Annotated in this window: 19 protein-coding genes; 10 read left to right on the top strand and 9 right to left on the bottom strand. The window is 64.9% G+C overall.

Features of this window, described 5'->3' with window-relative positions; genetic code table 11:
* The 7 genes from AC1DRP_RS09490 to AC1DRP_RS09460 all read left to right on the top strand — a co-directional run.
* On the top strand, positions 1-994 hold a 994-nt coding region (locus AC1DRP_RS09490; RefSeq protein WP_476768381.1), incomplete at its 5' end, for a PAS domain-containing protein.
* Between the two features lie 136 nt (positions 995-1,130).
* Positions 1,131-1,442 (top strand): DUF6506 family protein, encoded by a 312-nt coding sequence (locus AC1DRP_RS09485; protein ID WP_441489661.1) that lies wholly within the window; start codon positions 1,131-1,133, stop codon positions 1,440-1,442.
* Between the two features lie 414 nt (positions 1,443-1,856).
* The gene (gene clpS, locus AC1DRP_RS09480; RefSeq protein ID WP_043233033.1) at positions 1,857-2,201 is read left to right on the top strand and encodes an ATP-dependent Clp protease adapter ClpS; all 345 of its coding nucleotides are present in this window, start codon (positions 1,857-1,859) and stop codon (positions 2,199-2,201) included.
* A gap of 45 nt (positions 2,202-2,246) precedes the next feature.
* Positions 2,247-4,772: an ATP-dependent Clp protease ATP-binding subunit ClpA gene (gene clpA / locus AC1DRP_RS09475; protein ID WP_476768380.1), complete on the top strand. Its 2,526-nt coding sequence runs from the start codon at positions 2,247-2,249 to the stop codon at positions 4,770-4,772.
* A 4-nt stretch (positions 4,773-4,776) separates the two neighbouring features.
* Positions 4,777-5,046: a hypothetical protein gene (locus AC1DRP_RS09470; protein WP_441489663.1), complete on the top strand. Its 270-nt coding sequence runs from the start codon at positions 4,777-4,779 to the stop codon at positions 5,044-5,046.
* A gap of 155 nt (positions 5,047-5,201) precedes the next feature.
* A complete protein-coding gene (locus AC1DRP_RS09465; RefSeq protein ID WP_476768379.1) occupies positions 5,202-5,927 on the top strand; it encodes an AzlC family ABC transporter permease in 726 nt (241 codons plus the stop codon).
* Positions 5,924-6,289, top strand: a complete 366-nt coding sequence (locus AC1DRP_RS09460; RefSeq protein ID WP_476768378.1) for an AzlD domain-containing protein — start codon at positions 5,924-5,926, stop codon at positions 6,287-6,289. Before AC1DRP_RS09465 ends, AC1DRP_RS09460 begins: the two co-directional genes overlap by 4 nt.
* 8 nt (positions 6,290-6,297) lie before the next feature.
* On the opposite strand, the gene AC1DRP_RS09455 is transcribed toward AC1DRP_RS09460, so the two are convergent.
* From AC1DRP_RS09455 to AC1DRP_RS09425, 7 genes are all read right to left on the bottom strand, one after another.
* The gene (locus AC1DRP_RS09455) at positions 6,298-7,179 is read right to left on the bottom strand and encodes a sigma-70 family RNA polymerase sigma factor (protein ID WP_476768377.1); all 882 of its coding nucleotides are present in this window, start codon (positions 7,177-7,179) and stop codon (positions 6,298-6,300) included.
* Between the two features lie 81 nt (positions 7,180-7,260).
* A complete protein-coding gene (locus AC1DRP_RS09450; RefSeq protein ID WP_476768376.1) occupies positions 7,261-7,725 on the bottom strand; it encodes a carboxymuconolactone decarboxylase family protein in 465 nt (154 codons plus the stop codon).
* A 63-nt stretch (positions 7,726-7,788) separates the two neighbouring features.
* Positions 7,789-8,217 (bottom strand): HIT family protein, encoded by a 429-nt coding sequence (locus tag AC1DRP_RS09445; RefSeq protein WP_476768375.1) that lies wholly within the window; start codon positions 8,215-8,217, stop codon positions 7,789-7,791.
* A gap of 33 nt (positions 8,218-8,250) precedes the next feature.
* The gene (locus AC1DRP_RS09440; protein ID WP_476768374.1) at positions 8,251-9,054 is read right to left on the bottom strand and encodes a hypothetical protein; all 804 of its coding nucleotides are present in this window, start codon (positions 9,052-9,054) and stop codon (positions 8,251-8,253) included.
* Complete coding sequence (locus tag AC1DRP_RS09435; protein WP_476768373.1) at positions 9,044-10,303, bottom strand: GNAT family N-acetyltransferase; 1,260 nt, start codon at positions 10,301-10,303, stop codon at positions 9,044-9,046. Before AC1DRP_RS09435 ends, AC1DRP_RS09440 begins: the two co-directional genes overlap by 11 nt.
* Positions 10,300-11,058, bottom strand: coding sequence for a glycerophosphodiester phosphodiesterase family protein (locus AC1DRP_RS09430; RefSeq protein ID WP_476768372.1), 759 nt, complete (start codon positions 11,056-11,058; stop codon positions 10,300-10,302). Before AC1DRP_RS09430 ends, AC1DRP_RS09435 begins: the two co-directional genes overlap by 4 nt.
* Positions 11,058-11,531 carry a RidA family protein gene (locus AC1DRP_RS09425; RefSeq protein ID WP_069880227.1) on the bottom strand — a complete coding sequence of 158 codons (474 nt, stop codon included), beginning with the start codon at positions 11,529-11,531 and terminating at the stop codon, positions 11,058-11,060. Before AC1DRP_RS09425 ends, AC1DRP_RS09430 begins: the two co-directional genes overlap by 1 nt.
* Before the next feature lie 240 nt (positions 11,532-11,771).
* Here AC1DRP_RS09425 and AC1DRP_RS09420 point away from each other — a divergent pair, with 240 nt between their 5' ends.
* Positions 11,772-12,620 carry a cell envelope integrity EipB family protein gene (locus tag AC1DRP_RS09420; protein WP_476768371.1) on the top strand — a complete coding sequence of 283 codons (849 nt, stop codon included), beginning with the start codon at positions 11,772-11,774 and terminating at the stop codon, positions 12,618-12,620.
* Here the strand turns inward: AC1DRP_RS09420 and AC1DRP_RS09415 are convergent.
* On the bottom strand, positions 12,577-13,941 hold the full coding sequence (locus tag AC1DRP_RS09415) for a DNA polymerase IV (protein ID WP_476768370.1): 1,365 nt from the start codon (positions 13,939-13,941) through the stop codon (positions 12,577-12,579). The two genes, AC1DRP_RS09420 and AC1DRP_RS09415, sit on opposite strands and share 44 nt — an antisense overlap.
* Positions 13,938-14,228 (bottom strand): DUF3572 domain-containing protein, encoded by a 291-nt coding sequence (locus AC1DRP_RS09410; RefSeq protein WP_476768369.1) that lies wholly within the window; start codon positions 14,226-14,228, stop codon positions 13,938-13,940. The genes AC1DRP_RS09415 and AC1DRP_RS09410 overlap by 4 nt, the downstream gene beginning before the upstream one ends.
* A gap of 134 nt (positions 14,229-14,362) precedes the next feature.
* Between AC1DRP_RS09410 and AC1DRP_RS09405 the strand changes: the two genes are divergently transcribed.
* Positions 14,363-14,734: a response regulator gene (locus AC1DRP_RS09405; RefSeq protein ID WP_043232944.1), complete on the top strand. Its 372-nt coding sequence runs from the start codon at positions 14,363-14,365 to the stop codon at positions 14,732-14,734.
* Between the two features lie 17 nt (positions 14,735-14,751).
* Positions 14,752-16,128: a PleD family two-component system response regulator gene (locus AC1DRP_RS09400; RefSeq protein WP_476768368.1), complete on the top strand. Its 1,377-nt coding sequence runs from the start codon at positions 14,752-14,754 to the stop codon at positions 16,126-16,128.
* Positions 16,129-16,224: the final 96 nt, after the last annotated feature.

Genomic DNA, 16,224 nt, shown 5'->3' with positions numbered 1-16,224 from the left:
GTTCAGGATCCTCGGCCTGGACGCCGCGGCGGTGGTGCCAACGATCGATCTCTATCAGTCCCTGGTGCATCCGGACGACCAGCTGGACTTCAGCAATGCCATCGGGCTCGCGGCAGACAAGCGGCTCCAGGACCGGACGTTTCCGATCATTCGCCCTGATGGCAGCCTGAGATGGTTGCGCAGCAAGGGGCAGGCTCATTTCGATCGAAACGGCCGCCCTGTCGCGATGTTCGGCGTCATTACGGACGTCAGCGATGTTCAGGAGCTCATGACGACGCTCGATCTCGAGACGATGTGGCGGCAGGCGCTCTCTCGCCTGCTGGGTGATCACGTCTGGCGCGCCTATCCGAATGGAAAGCTGGTCGAGACGACGGAGTGGTCGAAGCTCACGGGGCAGTCACCGGCGGAAGCCAGGAACTGGGATGAACTGGCGGCCATTCACCCGGATGATCGAAGGACCTTCCTCGAAGCCTGGAAGACTGCGGTCGCGACGGAGAAGGAATATCAGGCCACGATCAGGGTCCGGACCGTGAAAGGGGATTATGTCACCCTCACCGGACGAGCGCTCCCGGTGCGCGGACCCAGCGGGGAGATTCGGGAGTGGATTGGCTGCACGACCTATGAACACGACGCCCGTCCGCAACCGCGGCAGACGGCACCGCTGCACGCCGCGCAGGTGCGGGCGGCGCGCGCGCTCCTGAACTGGTCGGCGCCTACGCTTGCCAGGGAAGCGCAGGTTTCCTTCTCCRCCATTCGCCGCATGGAAATTTCAACGGCGGGCGTCCGGTCGGAAAATCTGCGGAAGGTCCGGGACGTGTTCGAGCGCAATGGCATTCGCCTCTTCCATGACGGCGAAGGGCCGGCATGCCTCGGCCTGGCCGAATGGGCGCTTCGTAGCGGGCCGATGGGCTGTCCCGGGGAGCGGGCCGGCGAACAGCTGATCGCCAGGGCAACGCAGGCCGGGGGAGCAGAGCGCAGGCGTGCTTTCCATTGATTTGCCCTTCCGTTAGGGCATTCAATTTGCCGCGATGCTCCTGTGGCGGCTCGTTGCCGGAGCAGAAGCGATCTGCTGGAAACTCTGCCTGGACCGTACAGGCAGCAACGCACCCCAATGACCGGGAGAACCTGCCGTGAATATCTGGGCCTCGATGATCCTCATGGACGGCAGCGACCCTGCCATCGATCGTATCGTGCGGGAAACGGCCTCGGAGCGCCTGACGATCGTCTTCGTGCCGACGCCCGAAGCGGCCCCTGACGTTGCTCTGTCCCTGATCGCCGAGGGCGTCGAACTGATCGAGCTCTGCGGAGGCTTCGGCGTCGAGCCGGGTGCCGCGGTCGTCAGGGCTGTCGCAGGCCGCGCCGCGGTCGGCCTGGTCAGCTTCGGCATCGATTCCCTGACCCAGGCGGCTGCCTACAAGGCCAAGTTCGAGGCCGGCGGCTGAACGCCGCGGGGCGCCCAGGGGCGCGGCCCGGCCCGTCGCGCCCGGTTTCAACATATCAGGATATCAGGCGGACAATTTCCTCGGACCTCGGCCGGGAGGGCGCTCCGTGACGGTCTCGTTGAGACGAGTTCCTGCCGCTGATCCGGCACGCTGGTTGCTTGTTCCCAATCATGGACATGCGGTGGCGGGGCCTTCGGCCTGTGTCATCCACAAATTCCTTCGTGCCCGCCATGCTTGTGCCCCACCTGCATGGAACGGACTGGCGAAGGGGAGGAGAGGCCTGTAAATTCTCTTGCGGCGCATTATCTGCGGTGAAGCGTCAGGACGATAGCTTTGAAGACAGCGGCGACCATGGGAAGCGGAACGGAAGCGGGGCCTCGGGGCGACGGCGAAGACCTGCGCGCGCCGCTCTCAATGGCCGATCGGCCGAAACGCCCAAGTTCTCCCGTCGATGGCGGTGGCCGCGAAGGGGCCGGCACCGCCGTGCTGACGCGGACCAGGACACGCAAGCCCAATCTCTATCGCGTGCTCCTGCTCAACGACGACTACACCCCGATGGAATTCGTGGTGCATGTGCTCGAGCGGTTCTTCAACAAGGACCGCGCCGAAGCGACCCAGATCATGATGCATGTGCATCAGAACGGCGTCGGCGAATGCGGGATCTTCACCTACGAGGTCGCCGAGACAAAGGTCACCTTGGTGATGGACCTGGCGCGCAAGCACATGCATCCTCTGCAATGCGTGATGGAGAAGAAGTAGTCTTGGATTCGATCATCCTCCTGAAAGCGGAATAGGAGCGCATCAGTGCCGAGTTTCTCGCGCAGTCTCGAACAGGCGCTTCACCGGGCTCTGGCGCTCGCCAATGAGCGTCATCACGAATACGCCACGCTGGAGCATCTGCTGCTCGCCCTGGTCGATGATCAGGACGCTGCCGCCGTCATGCGCGCCTGCAGCGTCGATCTCGACATGCTGAGGCGCAATCTCGTCGATTATATCGATGCCGAGCTGAGCAATCTCGTCACCGATGGCCGCGACGATTCCAAGCCGACAGCCGGGTTCCAGCGCGTGATCCAGCGCGCGGTCATCCATGTCCAGTCCTCCGGTCGCGAAGAGGTGACCGGCGCCAATGTGCTGGTCGCGATGTTCGCCGAGCGCGAGAGCCATGCCGCCTATTTCCTGCAGGAGCAGGACATGACCCGTTACGACGCGGTCAATTACATCAGCCATGGCATCGCCAAGCGCCCCGGCGCGAGCGAGAGCCGGCCGGTGCGCGGCAGCGAGGAAGAGCCCGAGCAGCAGCAGCGCGAGTCGCGGGCCGACCAGGGCAACGATGCCGACAAGGACAAGAAGAAGAAGGAAAGCGCGCTCGAGGCCTATTGCGTCAACCTCAACCGCAAGGCGCGTGACGGGCGCATCGACCCGCTGATCGGCCGCGAGGCCGAGGTGCAGCGCACCATCCAGATCCTTTGCCGCCGGCAGAAGAACAATCCGCTGCTGGTCGGTGACCCCGGCGTCGGCAAGACCGCGATCGCCGAAGGGCTCGCGTTGAAGATCATCCGCGGAGAGGTGCCGGAGGTTCTCGAGGACGCGACGGTGTTCTCGCTCGACATGGGCACGCTGCTGGCCGGCACGCGCTATCGCGGCGATTTCGAAGAGCGCCTCAAGCAGGTGATCAAGGAGATCGAGGCCCATCCCAAGGCGATCATGTTCATCGACGAGATCCATACGGTGATCGGCGCTGGCGCGACCTCGGGTGGGGCGATGGATGCCTCCAACCTGCTGAAGCCGGCGCTGGCTTCGGGTACGCTGCGCTGCATCGGCTCGACGACCTACAAGGAATACCGTCAGTATTTCGAGAAGGATCGGGCGCTGGTGCGTCGCTTCCAGAAGATCGACGTCAACGAGCCGTCGGTGCCGGACACGATCGAGATCCTGAAGGGGCTGAAGCCCTATTTCGAGGAGTTCCACAAGCTCCGCTACACCAATGACGCCATCAAGGCGGCGGTGGAGCTGTCGGCGCGCTACATCCATGACCGCAAGCTTCCGGACAAGGCGATCGACGTGATCGACGAGACCGGCGCCTCGCAGATGCTGCTGACCGAGAGCAAGCGCAAGAAGACCATTGGCGTGAAGGAGATCGAGGCTGCGGTCGCGGTCATGGCGCGTATCCCGGCCAAGACCGTCTCCAAGGACGACGCCGAGGTTCTGCGCAATCTCGAGAACACGTTGAAGCGCACGGTCTACGGCCAGGAGAAGGCGATCGAGGCGCTGTCGTCCTCGATCAAGCTGGCCCGTGCCGGCCTGCGTGATGGCGAAAAGCCTATCGGCTGCTACCTGTTTGCCGGCCCGACGGGCGTCGGCAAGACCGAAGTGGCGCGCCAGCTCGCCGCGTCGCTCGGCGTCGAGCTGATCCGCTTCGACATGTCGGAATATATGGAGCGCCACACGGTTTCGCGGTTGATCGGCGCACCTCCCGGCTATGTCGGCTTCGATCAGGGCGGGCTTCTGACCGATCAGGTCGACCAGCATCCGCATTCGGTGCTGCTGCTCGACGAGATCGAGAAGGCCCATCCCGACCTGTTCAACATCCTGTTGCAGGTGATGGATCACGGCAAGCTGACCGACAATAACGGCAAGCAGGTCGATTTCAGGAACGTCATCCTGATCATGACGACCAATGCCGGTGCCGCCGACATGGCACGCGCAGCCTATGGTTTCACGCGGGCCAAGCGCGAGGGGGACGATACCGAGGCGGTGAACCGCCTGTTCGCGCCGGAGTTCCGCAACCGGCTGGATTCGGTAATTTCCTTCAGCCATCTGCCGAAGACGGTGGTGGCGCGTGTCGTCGACAAGTTCGTGCTCCAGCTCGAAGCTCAGCTCGCCGATCGCAATGTCACGATCGAGCTCACCGACGAAGCGCGCGAGTGGCTGGTCGAGAACGGTTACGACGAGGCGATGGGGGCGAGGCCGATGGCTCGCCTGATCCAGCAGACGATCAAGACACCGCTCGCCGACGAGGTCCTGTTCGGGCGCCTGAAGGGTGGTGGGGCGGTCAAGGTCGTCGTCGTTCAGTCCGAGACCGGCATCAAGGTGCTGGGGCTCGAATTCCCCGACGGGCCGGTCAAGCCCAAGCCGGAGAAGGACGTGGCGGCGGCGGCCGAGAAGCGCACGCCGCGGGCAAAGGCGAAGGGCTCAGCGAAGCCGGGCACGCCCGGCACACGCCGGGCGCCGAAGGGCGGAGACGGCAAGGGCGGTGGCCCGGCCGAGCCGCCCAAGGCGGCGCAACGCGCCATTCGTACCGTGCCGAAGGTCCCGCTGACGAAGGCCTGAGACCGTGTTCTTTCGACGCAAGACCCAAGCTGCCGCGCTCCAGACCAGCGGCGAAGCCCCGGTACAGCCTGCCAAGGAAAAACTTGGCTGGTTCGAGAAGCGTGCGCGCCGCCGCCGGCGGCGCGTGCTGTTCGAGGAAATCCTTGGCTGGATCCTCGTGCCGGCCTTCGGCTATCTGATCTATCTCGGTATCAAGTCGGTTGGCGGCGTGCCGAAGGAAATCATCGATTTCGGCAACGAGCTGATCGGCATCGTGATGAAGGGTGGCACCTGAGAGCCACCCCTTGCCTTTGCAGGCTGTGCAAGGGTGACCGCGCGATGCCGGATGTCGGCTTCCCGCGCGCGAGCGTTTAGAACGGGGCCCGCCCGGCCATCTCAGGCCGGTGCGGCTTTTCGAGTGACCGACCCGTCAGGCGTGCAGAATCTCTCATGAGCGTATCGGCCGACTGGAGCTGGCAGCGCACCGCCCTRGCCGGGATACGCGATGCGCTGTCGCTGCCGGCCTGGGTTGTCGGCTTTGGACTCGTCGGTGTCGGCTCGCTGGCGCGCGATGTCGGCTATCCCGTCGATGTCGCTGTGCTCTCGACCATGCTGGTCTGGGCCGGGCCGTCGCAGGTGATCTTCTTCGCATCGATCGCGGCGGGGGCTGCGTGGAGCGCGATCGCGCTTGCGATCGGCTTTGCCTCGCTGCGCTTCCTGCCGATGACGGTGGCGATCCTGCCGCTGCTGCGCCGGCCGGGGCAAGGCATCGCGATGCAGCTGCTGCTCGCGCATTACGTTGCCGTTACCGCCTGGACCGAGGGCCTGCGCCGCCTGCCGGGGATCGCGCCGCACCAGCGCGTGGCCTATTTCCTCGGCTTCGCCAATGCCTGCATGATGGTGAGCGCAGCGGGCACCTATGCAGGCTATTACCTCGTTGGAGCGCTTCCGCTTCCGCTTGCTGCCGGGCTGCTCTGCCTGACCCCGATCTTCTTCCTCGCATCGATCGCTGCCGGTATCCGCCACCGCGGGGACTTCATCGCGATGGGGCTTGGCCTTGCGCTGGCGCCGATCTTCGACCGTCTGATGGGTAGCGGCTTCGATCTGATCGTCTCCGGCCTGATCGGCGGCAGCATCGCCTTTGCCGTGCAGCGCATCGGGGCGCGGCGCGCATGACACAGCCGATCCCGCTGCTCGACGGCCCATTCTGGCCCTATCTCGCGCTGCTGCTCTTCGCTTCCCTGCCGACCGAGATCTGGCGCTGGCTCGCAGTCGCCTTCGCACGGCGCATCAACGCCGATTCGCCGGCATTGGAATGGGTGAGGGCGGTGGCGACGGCGTTGCTCGCCGGGGTCGTCGCCAAGTTGATCATCGCGCCGCCAGGCGCGCTCGCGGCCTTGCCGCTCTCCTTGCGCGTCGGAGCGTTGGCGGCGACGCTGGCCATCGTCCTGTTCGACCGACGGCGCGTTTTTCTCGCCGTCATTGTCGGCGAGGCGGTGCTGATCGGCGGCGGCTGGATGCTGAGCCAGGCGGCCTGACAGGTCCCTCAGGGACCAGGCTGCTGAAGATGGCGCAGCTTGTCGGGATTGCGGACCACGTAGATGGCGTGGATCAGCCCGTCGCGGATGTCGAGCGCCGTTGCCTGCAGGGTCTGGCCGTTCTCCAGGCTGACATAGCCGGGCAGGCCATTGATCAGTACAGGTTCATAGCTGGTCGTCGAGACGTTGCGCTGGGTCAGTGCGTGGGAGAGGCGCGCAAAGAAACGAGCGACCTTGTCCGCGCCGAAGATCAGCTTGAACACGGCCTGGACCTTGCCGCCGCCATCGCTGTGCAGGACGACATCCTGGGCGAGCAGACGCTGCAACATCGTCGGGTCGGATTGATGTGACGCCTTGAAAAAGGCCTCGGCGAAGCGCGCGGCCTCCTCCCGGGAAACCTTGTTGCGCGGCGGCGTGTCGAGCCGGACATGGTCGCGTGCGCGCTTGGCGAGCTGACGGCAGGCGGCCTCGCTGCGCTCCAGCATTGCGGCAATCTCGGTGAAGTCCATGTCGAAGATGTCGTGCAGAAGGAAAGCCGCCCGCTCCAATGGAGACAGGCGTTCGAGAGCCAGCATCAGGGCGATGGGGGCATCGAGCTCGTCATCGGCGACCTCGGCGCTGCCGAGTCTTTCGACGAGCGGTTCCGGTAGCCAGGTCCCGACATAGAATTCGCGGCGGCTGCGGGCCGATTTCATCTGATCGAGGCAGAGCCGCGTCACTACCTGGGCGAGATAGGCGCGAGGGTTCGAGATTTCGTCGCGACTGGCCTCGTGCCAGCGCAGCCAGGCATCCTGGACGATATCCTCGGCGTCGCTGACGGAGCCCAGCATTCGATACGCAAGTCGGGTCAGGAAGCGCCGATGCTGTTCGAACGCGGTCTGCAGGGTCATGAATGCCATCTCGCAGGTGAGCGAGAGCCCGCGACAGCGGACTCTCGGATTTCTTGCGCAGGATCCCTGCGCGAGGCGGCCTCAGGCAGCCGCGGACCGTTGGCGATCCTGCGGGTGCCGGGCTCGGAAGCCGGCATTGATGCGGTTCCAGGTGTTGATCGCTCCGATCGCGACCGAAAGATTGACCGCTTCGGCTTCGCTGAAATGCTCGCGCAATTCGGAGAAGGCCTCGTCGCTCGCACTGGCTTCGGATAAGCGGGTCAACGCCTCGGTCCAGCGCAGGGCAGCGCGCTCGCGCGGGGTGTAGAGTTCCGACTCGTGCCAGGCGCTCAGCAGATAGAGCCGCGCTTCGGTCTCGCCGGCCTTGCGCGCATCGGCCGAGTGCATGTGCAGGCAATAGGCACAGCCGTTGATCTGCGATGCGCGCATCTTCACCAGTTCGAGCAGGCTGTGCTCCAGCCCACACTCTTCGACATAGTTCTGCATTCCCAGGACGGCGTTGACCGCGGCCGGAGCAACCTGGAAGACATTGAGGCGTTGGGGCATGATCTTCTCCATCTGTGTCTGATGGAAGCAAGACGAGGCAGGCCCAACGCCTGTGACATGCCTTCAGATATTTTTTAGCGCGGCCCGGATTTTTTCGGCGTTCGCAGCAAGCACTTCATTCGCCTCCATCGCACCCGTATGGGGGCGAAGCGCAACGCCGTCCCAGCGCGGCATGACATGGACATGCAGGTGGAACACGACTTGGCCGCCAGCCGGCTCGTTGAACTGCTGGATGGTGATGCCGTCGGCTGCGCAGGCGCTCTTCACGGCATGGGCGAGCTTCTGGGTCGTCAGCGCCACTGCCTTGAGCGCGTCCGGCGGCGCATCGAACACATTGCGGCAGGCGGCCTTGGGGAGGACAAGGACGTGCCCGTCGGCACGGGGCATGATGTCCATGATGGCGACGGTCTCGTCGTCCTCATAGACCTTGTGGCTGGGCAGCTCGCCGCGCAGGATCTTGGCGAAGACATTGGCAGAATCATAGGCGGTCATCGTTGGCCGGTCCGTTCTACAGGAAAGATGCTGTCAGGGTGAGGTGCGCTGCCGCCCAGCGTCAAGAGACAGCGTCTCGATGATTGCGGCATCCAGCACGAGATCGTCGCGCGCGCCAAGCAGCCAGAGGTCGCGCGCCTCGAAACGCAGGAGCGGCCGATGCCACCAGCGCTCCACGATGCCGGCAAGCGCAGCGGCCTCGGCGGGGGAAAGGTCGTCGGTCAGATTGTAGAGGCCGACGACGTAGAGATCGGTCTGCTGCCGACCGAGCGCAGATTGAATGGCATGAAAGACGTTCTGACCGCGGCGCTGCTCCGGATAGGCGCGCAGATAGAGCCGGCCACGATTGACGTTTCCGGAGAACAGGCCGCGCAGTTCGACGGTGAGGCGACCGAGATCGCCGAGCGCTGCYCGAGCAGCGGGATCGATGGACGGCGGAACGTCCGTGCCAAGCGAGCCGCAGAGGGTGGCGTGCAGGCGCTCGGCGCGCCTCGGCAGGATATCCCAGGCGATCTTTGCGGCGAATGGCGCGGTCTTCAGCTCGGATTCCATGGCGATGAACGCGGGCGAGGCACGCAGCGCGGCATCGTCGACCGGCAGCACGAGCGAGAAGACCGACGGGTGCCGTCCCATGTCGTAGAAGCGCCCCGGCAGATTTGCGATCACGCCCGGGTGATGCGGGGCAACCAGCGGCAAGTGGGTGAGGCGATACGCGTCGTCGAGCAGCAGCGGCTCCCCGGACGCGAAGGCGGTGCGGCTGCGATCGTAGCCGAGCACTGCGTCGTCGCAGAATGTGACCTCTCGCGCAGGATGGACGCMGCCGCTGTCACACTTCATCTGTGCGTCCATCCCTGCGGAACGGGCTCTCCGCCGTGAGCGCCTCGCAGGCGGCTGCAATATGCTCGCGCTCGGTCCCGAGATAGGCCGAAACTGCGCGGCGCAGACCGGGATCGGCGAGGTGATGGGCCGAGCGCGTGATGACGGGGCGATAGCCGCGCGCGATCTTGTGTTCGCCCTGGGCACCGGCTTCGACGCGGGCGAGCCCATGTGCGATCGCGTAGTCGATCGCCTGGTGGTAGCAGAGCTCGAAATGAAGGAAGGGGTGGTCCTCGATGCAGCCCCAGTTGCGGCCGTAGAGCGTGTTCGCTCCGCGGAAATTGATGGCGCCTGCGATATAGCGCCCAGCGCGGCGGGCCATGACCAGCACGATGCGCTCGCCCAGTGCTTGCCCGACCAGTGAAAAGAAGCGCCGGTTCAGATAGGGCCGGCCCCATTTGCGCGAGCCGGTATCCTGATAGAAGGCGAAGAAATCATCCCAGACCGCCTCGGTCAGGCCGGAGCCGCTGAGAACCTCCACCGTGATGCCGGCCGAAAGCGCCTCACGCCGCTCGCGTTTCAGCGCCTTGCGCTTGCGCGAGGCAAGGGTGGCGAGGAAATCGTCATAGGTCGCGAAACCGTCATTGCCCCAGTGGAACTGGAGATCGTGGCGCTCGAGATAGCCCGCCTCGATCAGTGCACCGAGATCGGGCTCCTGCGTGAAGGTGACGTGGATCGAAGAGGAGCGTGTCTGGTCGCGCAGGGCCTCCAGCCCGGCGATCAGGCCGGCGCGTGCTTCGCCGGTGCGCGGCCCGTCCGCCGCGAGCAGGCGGGGACCCGTTGCGGGGGTGAAAGGCGCGGCGACCTGGAGCTTGGGATAATAATGCCCGCCGGCCCGTTCATAGGCGTCGGCCCAGGCATGATCGAAGACATATTCGCCCTGGCTGTGACCCTTCACGAAACTCGGTGCCGCCGCGAGCAGCCGGTCGTCGCCGTCCTCGACGAGGAGATAGGCGGGAGACCTGCCGGAGCGGCCGCCGATGCAGCCGCTTTCTTCCAGGGCTCTCAAGAAGGCGTGAGAGACGAAGGGGTTATCTGTGTCTCGTTGAGAAAGTGAATCGGTTGCTTCGCAGCTTGATTCAAGTCGTGCAGGCGGAGGCACGCTGGCCGCATGCGGGTTGGCGCAGGCGTCCCAGGCTTCCGCCGGCACGGATTTCAACGAGGTCGCGACCCGGACCCGCAGGTCGTTGCGGTCGCGACCTGCACTCAAGGGCGGAACCCTTCGAAGACCATCTGGTCGGCGTGAACGCGGGCTGTTTCCCGATCCTCGGGGGTGCGCACCGTCCAGCTCATCAGCGGAAGGCCAAGTGCCTTGTTGCAGAGGAACGGGGCGGCACTTGGCAGATCCGCGACCTTCCAGGACAGGAAATCGGGGCGGCTTTCCTCGAAATGCAGCAGGTTCGCGAGCGCGTGCTTCTGGCGCGCGTCGAGCCGGTCATAGTCGGAGTAGGCATATTCGTTCATGGCCACGATGCCGCGCGGGATCGCCGGAGCGAGCTCGCGCAGGGCAGTGACGATCGCCGGATCGAAGGACTTGAAGACGATCGGCTGACCGGAGCGCCTGGCGACGATTTCGGCAGCGCGTCGCGTCAGCGCGAGATCGCCGTCGAAGCGGCTCTTGACCTCGATCACCAGGGGCACGCGGCCGGCGATCCGATCAAGAAACGCGTCGAGGGTCGGAATCCTGTCGCTGCTGCCCTTCAGTGAAATCGCGGCAAGCGCATCCGCCGTCCTGGCATTGACATTGCCGGTCTCAGCCGTCAGCCGATCGAGCACGAAATCGTGAAACACCATGGCTTCGCCATCGGCGCTGAGCTGGATGTCGCATTCGATGCCGAAGGTGCCGGCAATGGCGGCGTCTGCCGCCGAGATGCTGTTCTCGATCAGGCCGGCGGCGAGGTCATGCAGGCCGCGATGCGCGATCGGCCGCGCGACCAGCCAGTCGAGGGAAGGACGCGCGCTCATCAGGCGATCTCGAACATCGCCTCGACCTCGACAGCGGCATCTGCCGGCAGTTCGGCGACGCCGACGGTCGAGCGGGCATGGCGGCCGCGATCGCCGAGAACCTGGACCATCAGATCGGACGCGCCGTTCATGATCGCGGGAAGCGCCGAGAAATGCGGGGTCGCGTTGATGAATCCGCCAAGCCGGACGCAGCGTCTGATGCGCTCGAGATCGCCGCCAAGCGCGGCTTTGGCCTGCGCCAGCACGTTGATCGCGCAGAGGCGCGCGGCCTCGAGCCCGGCTTCGTTGAAGATCTCGGCGCCGAGCTTGCCCTTGTGCTTGTCGGAGAGCTTGCCGTCGAGGCCAAAGCAGATCTGTCCGGAGATCACCAGCAGGTTGCCGGTGATGACATAGGGCACATAGTTCGCCACAGGCGCGGCGGGAGCGGGCAGGGTGATGCCCAGTGCAGCGAGGTTGGCTTCGATTTCGCTCATCGGGTCAGGCTCCTGGCGCTCGGTCGAGTCGGATCATCTGCGCGGTAGCCCGCCCGGGCTTCGGCCCAGAGCTGCGGCGACGCAGGATTCCTACATGGCCGATGGCCGGGTAAGCCGCAAGCGCGGGACCTGCCAAGCGGGGTTGTGCCATGGGCGTGGCTCGCCGCGAGGCGCGCCTTGTTTGCGCCATTGCCGCATTGCACTAGACTCATCGATCAGGTGCAGCAAGGCGGCGGGCAAATGAACAGAATCGGTTTCGGTCTCCTGGGCTCAGCGGGCGCTGCGACGCTGCTGCTGATGGCATTGCCAACGGCCGCTCCGGCGCAGGCCAAACCAGGGGATCGCGTCGTCCTGGTGCCGCACCGCGCAGTCTATGATCTCGTGCTCGACGATGGGAAACCGGCCAAGAACATCGAGGCGGCCCGCGGGCGCATCGCCTTCGACTTCACCGGCGATGCCTGCGAGGGTTATGCACTCTCCTTCCGGCAGGTGACCCAGCTCACCAGTGAGGGCGGGCCGCGCACGATCGATGCCCGGACGACGAGCTTCGAAGCAGGGGACGGCCAGAGCTACCGCTTCAAGACCGAGAGTTCCGCAAGTGGCGCGCCGACCGAAGTCGTCGACGGCACTGCGAAGAAGTCGGGAGCCGACGGCTATGAGGTCAAGCTGACCGCTCCCAAGGCGGAGACGCATCGTGAGGCCGGCGACGCGTTGTTCCCCAATGCGCAGATGAAAGCGCTGATCCTGGCGGCGCGAGCGGGCCGGAACACCTTTAGCGTGCGGCTCTATGACGRCGCCAATAGCGGCAAAGAGGTCTATGACACGCTCTCCGTCATCGGCAAGCACATCGAAAYGCCGCCGAGCGAGGCGCCCTTGAGGCGCCCGGAATTCGAGAAACTGACACGCTGGCCGGTCACCGTATCCTATTACAAGGTCGGTTCAGGCGAGGTCACGCCGGCCTATTCGATCTCGTTCGAACTGTATGAGAATGGTGTCACCGGCGCGGTCCGGATGGACTATGGCAGTTTCGCGTTGCGCGGCACGCTCACGCGTCTGGATCTTCTGCCTCATCAGGATTGCGCGAAGTAGACTTGGTCCCCGATGGCGGTCGGTCCGGGCTGCGCAGGCTCAGGCCTTTTCCGATCGCATCATCGCCGAAGCGGGCGCGGAGCTTGTCGAGCGCGCCCTCCATGGCCTTGAGACGCGGCGTGGCAACGTCGGCGAGGTCGCCATGGTCGGCCTCCTCGGGGCCGGTGAGATCGCTCGCGCCGATGCCGATCAGCCGGTAGCGCTGCCCGGTGCATTCGCGTTTCAGCAGTTCGCGTCCAGCCGCAAAGAGGCGCCCGGCGAGCTGCGTTGGTTCGGGCAGGCGGCTCGCGCGCGTGATCGAATGAAACTCTGCCGTCTTCAGCTTCAAGGTGACGGTTCGCCCGGCAAGCTCCTGGGCCTTGAGGCGCTTCGAGGTCTTTTCGCACAGGCGCCAGAGAATCGGTTCCAGCTCGTCGAACCGGGAGAGGTCGACATCAAGCGTAGTTTCGCTGGAGACGCTCTTGGTCTCGTGATCCGGCGTCACCTTGCGGGCGTCGATGCCATTGGCGAGGTTCTTCAGCCGCGGTCCGTCCTTGCCGGCGAGCCGGAACAGCGCCTCGGTCGGCGCGTCCCGCAAATCGCCGATCAGACGAAAGCCGGATTCGGCCAGCTTGGCTGCGCTTGCCTTGCCGATGCCCGGGATCAGGCTGACGGGTTTGTCCGCGAGAAAGGCGACGGCTTCACCGCGGCCGATGATGGAAAAGCCGCGCGGCTTGTCGAGGTCGGAGGCGACTTTGGCCAGGAACTTGGCGTAGGACAGGCCGACGGAAATGGTGATGCCGATCTCGTTTTCGATCCGCCTGGCGAAGCGCGCCAGCGTGATGGCCGGGCTGGCGTGATGCAGCCGCTCGGTGCCCGAGAGATCAAGGAAGGCCTCGTCGATCGATAGCGGTTCGACCAGAGGGGTCAGTTCCCGCATCAGCTGCCTGACCTCGCGCCCGACAGCGACATATTTCGCCATGTTGGGCTTCACCACGACTGCTTCCGGGCAGGCCTTCAAGGCCTGGAACATCGGCATGGCGGAACGCACACCGTATGTGCGGGCAATATAGCAGGCCGTCGAGACGACGCCGCGCTTGCGGCCGCCGATGATCACCGGCTTGTCGAGCAGGGACGGATCGTCCCGCTTCTCGACCGCGGCGTAGAAGGCGTCACAGTCGATATGAGCGAGGCTCAGGCTGTCCCGTTCGGGGTGGCAGATCAGGCGCGGCGAGCCGCAGGCGCGACAGCGGCGTGAGGCTCCCGCCGCGCCGTCATTGTCAGTGAGGCAATCGCGGCAGAACGCAGGCGCCTGGCGCGGCCGGTCATGCTCTTCTGTCAAGCATCGTCACCATGGTGCGGGCCAGCGAGGGTTTCCCGCGCCTGCCCAATGATTTCCGGATTCAGGCTTAAATTTCCGACAAATTCGAGCAGGAGCGATTCGTTGCCGAGAAGGTGATCGAGCACCGCGACCAGGAAGCCGGGCTCGCCGGCTGCTGCACGCAATGTCTCCGGCCCAAGCCCCGTTGCGGCCAGAAATGGCTCGATTCGCGCGGAATCGGCAGCGAGGAAGCCCAATGCGCGCAAGGCAAGGGTTTCAGCATCGGGTGAAGCGATCGAGCGTGGCATGGTCGGTTGTCGGGTCCAGGATCAGGTTTGCGTTTCGTCAACGGCTGGCGTGCTAGGATGATCATCGAACGGAGCTGTCGGCTTGGAAAGCCTGGAATAGACCGACGCCTTCCGAGGCGAAACAGGGGAACGGCATGACGAAGACGGTCCTGATCGTCGAGGACAACGAGCTCAACATGAAGCTCTTCAACGATCTTCTCGAGGCGCATGGCTATGCGACGCTGAAGACGGCCGATGGCATAGAGGCTATCGAGCTGGCGCGCGCCCATCATCCCGATCTGATCCTGATGGATATCCAGCTTCCCGAAGTCTCGGGTCTGGAGGTCACGAAGTGGATCAAGGAAGACGACACGCTCAAATCCATTCCCGTGATCGCGGTGACCGCCTTCGCAATGAAGGGAGATGAGGAGCGGATCCGGGAGGGCGGCTGCGAGGCCTATCTCTCGAAGCCGATCTCGGTTGCCAAGTTCCTGGAAACGGTACGCGCCTATGCCGGCGCGGCCTGAGCGGCGGGAGCGGCTCCATGTCTGCGCGTGTCCTGGTCGTCGATGACATCCTCACAAATGTGAAGCTGCTCGAGGCCAAGCTGTCGGCGGAATATTTTGACGTGACGACGGCCCTCAACGGGGTCGACGCCCTGGCGATCTGCGAGCGCGGCGAGGCTGATATCGTGCTGCTCGACGTCATGATGCCGGGCTTGAACGGGTTCGAGGCCTGCCGGCGGCTGAAGAACAGCCCGACCACGGCCCATATCCCCGTCGTGATGGTGACCGCACTCGATCAGCCGAGCGATCGGCTGAAAGGGCTCGATGCCGGAGCCGATGATTTTCTGACCAAGCCGATCGACGATGCCGCCCTCTTCGCCCGGGTGCGCAGCCTCGTGCGGCTGAAGTCGGTCACCGACGAATTGCGCCACCGGGCAATCGCATCGCGGCGTCTCGGTATCGCCGACCCGCTGGCTGCAGCGGCGTCCGAGACCGGGCTGAACGGCCGCGTCCTGCTGATCGAAGATCGTCCCACGGCTTCCGAGCGGCTCTCCAGCGCGCTGTCGACGTTTCACAGCGTCGAGGTCGAGGCAGACCCGAACCTGGCTCTCGCCAAGGCGGCCGAGGGCGATTTCGAAGCCATCCTCGTCAGTCTCGACCTGCAGAACCATGACGGCCTCAGGCTGTGCAGCCAGCTGCGCTCATTGGAGCGGACCCGCAACGTCTCGGTGCTGCTGCTCGGCGAGGCCGAGGACCGCGCTCGCATCCTGCGCGGGCTGGAGATCGGTGCACATGATTTCCTGATGCGTCCGGTCGACCGTAACGAGCTGTTGGCGCGGGTGCGCACGCAGATTCGTCGCAAGCGCTTCACCGAGCGCCTGCGCGACAGTGTCCAGTCCTCCATGGAAATGGCGGTGATGGATCAGCTCACCGGGCTGCATAATCGGCGCTATCTCGAYAGCCGCCTCAGCACCCTTTTCGACGAATCGGCACTCAGAGCCCGGTCGCTTGCCATGCTCGTCCTCGATGTCGACCGCTTCAAGGTCGTCAACGACAGTTGGGGGCATGACGCCGGCGACGAGGTGCTGCGCGAGTTCGCGGACCGGGTGCGCGCCTGCACGCGCGGCATCGATCTCGTCGCCCGCCTGGGGGGCGAGGAGGTCGTCGTCGTACTGCCGGATACGACATTGGATGCGGCCTTCGCCGTGGCCGAGCGAATCCGGGAGAAGGTCGAGGTCGAGCCCTTCACCATCCAGCGCAACTCACGGACGATCGGCGTCACCGTTTCAATCGGCGTCGCCAGCCGGCGCGCCGGCGATCTCTCGCCGGCCGAGATGATGAAGCGGGCGGATGATGCGCTTTACCGCGCCAAGGAAAGCGGCCGGAACCGCGTGATCGTCGCCAGTGCGGCGTAAACCAACCCTGTAAACCTTTCCAGGTAGGGTTAACCATCGATGAAGATTCGAGAATCGATCTGATTCAATTGCAATCGAAAGGCGGGTGCGTAGGGT

The organism is Allobosea sp. 01N443 (genome assembly GCF_056399325.1).
This window is presented reverse-complemented; position numbering and strand designations above follow the sequence as displayed.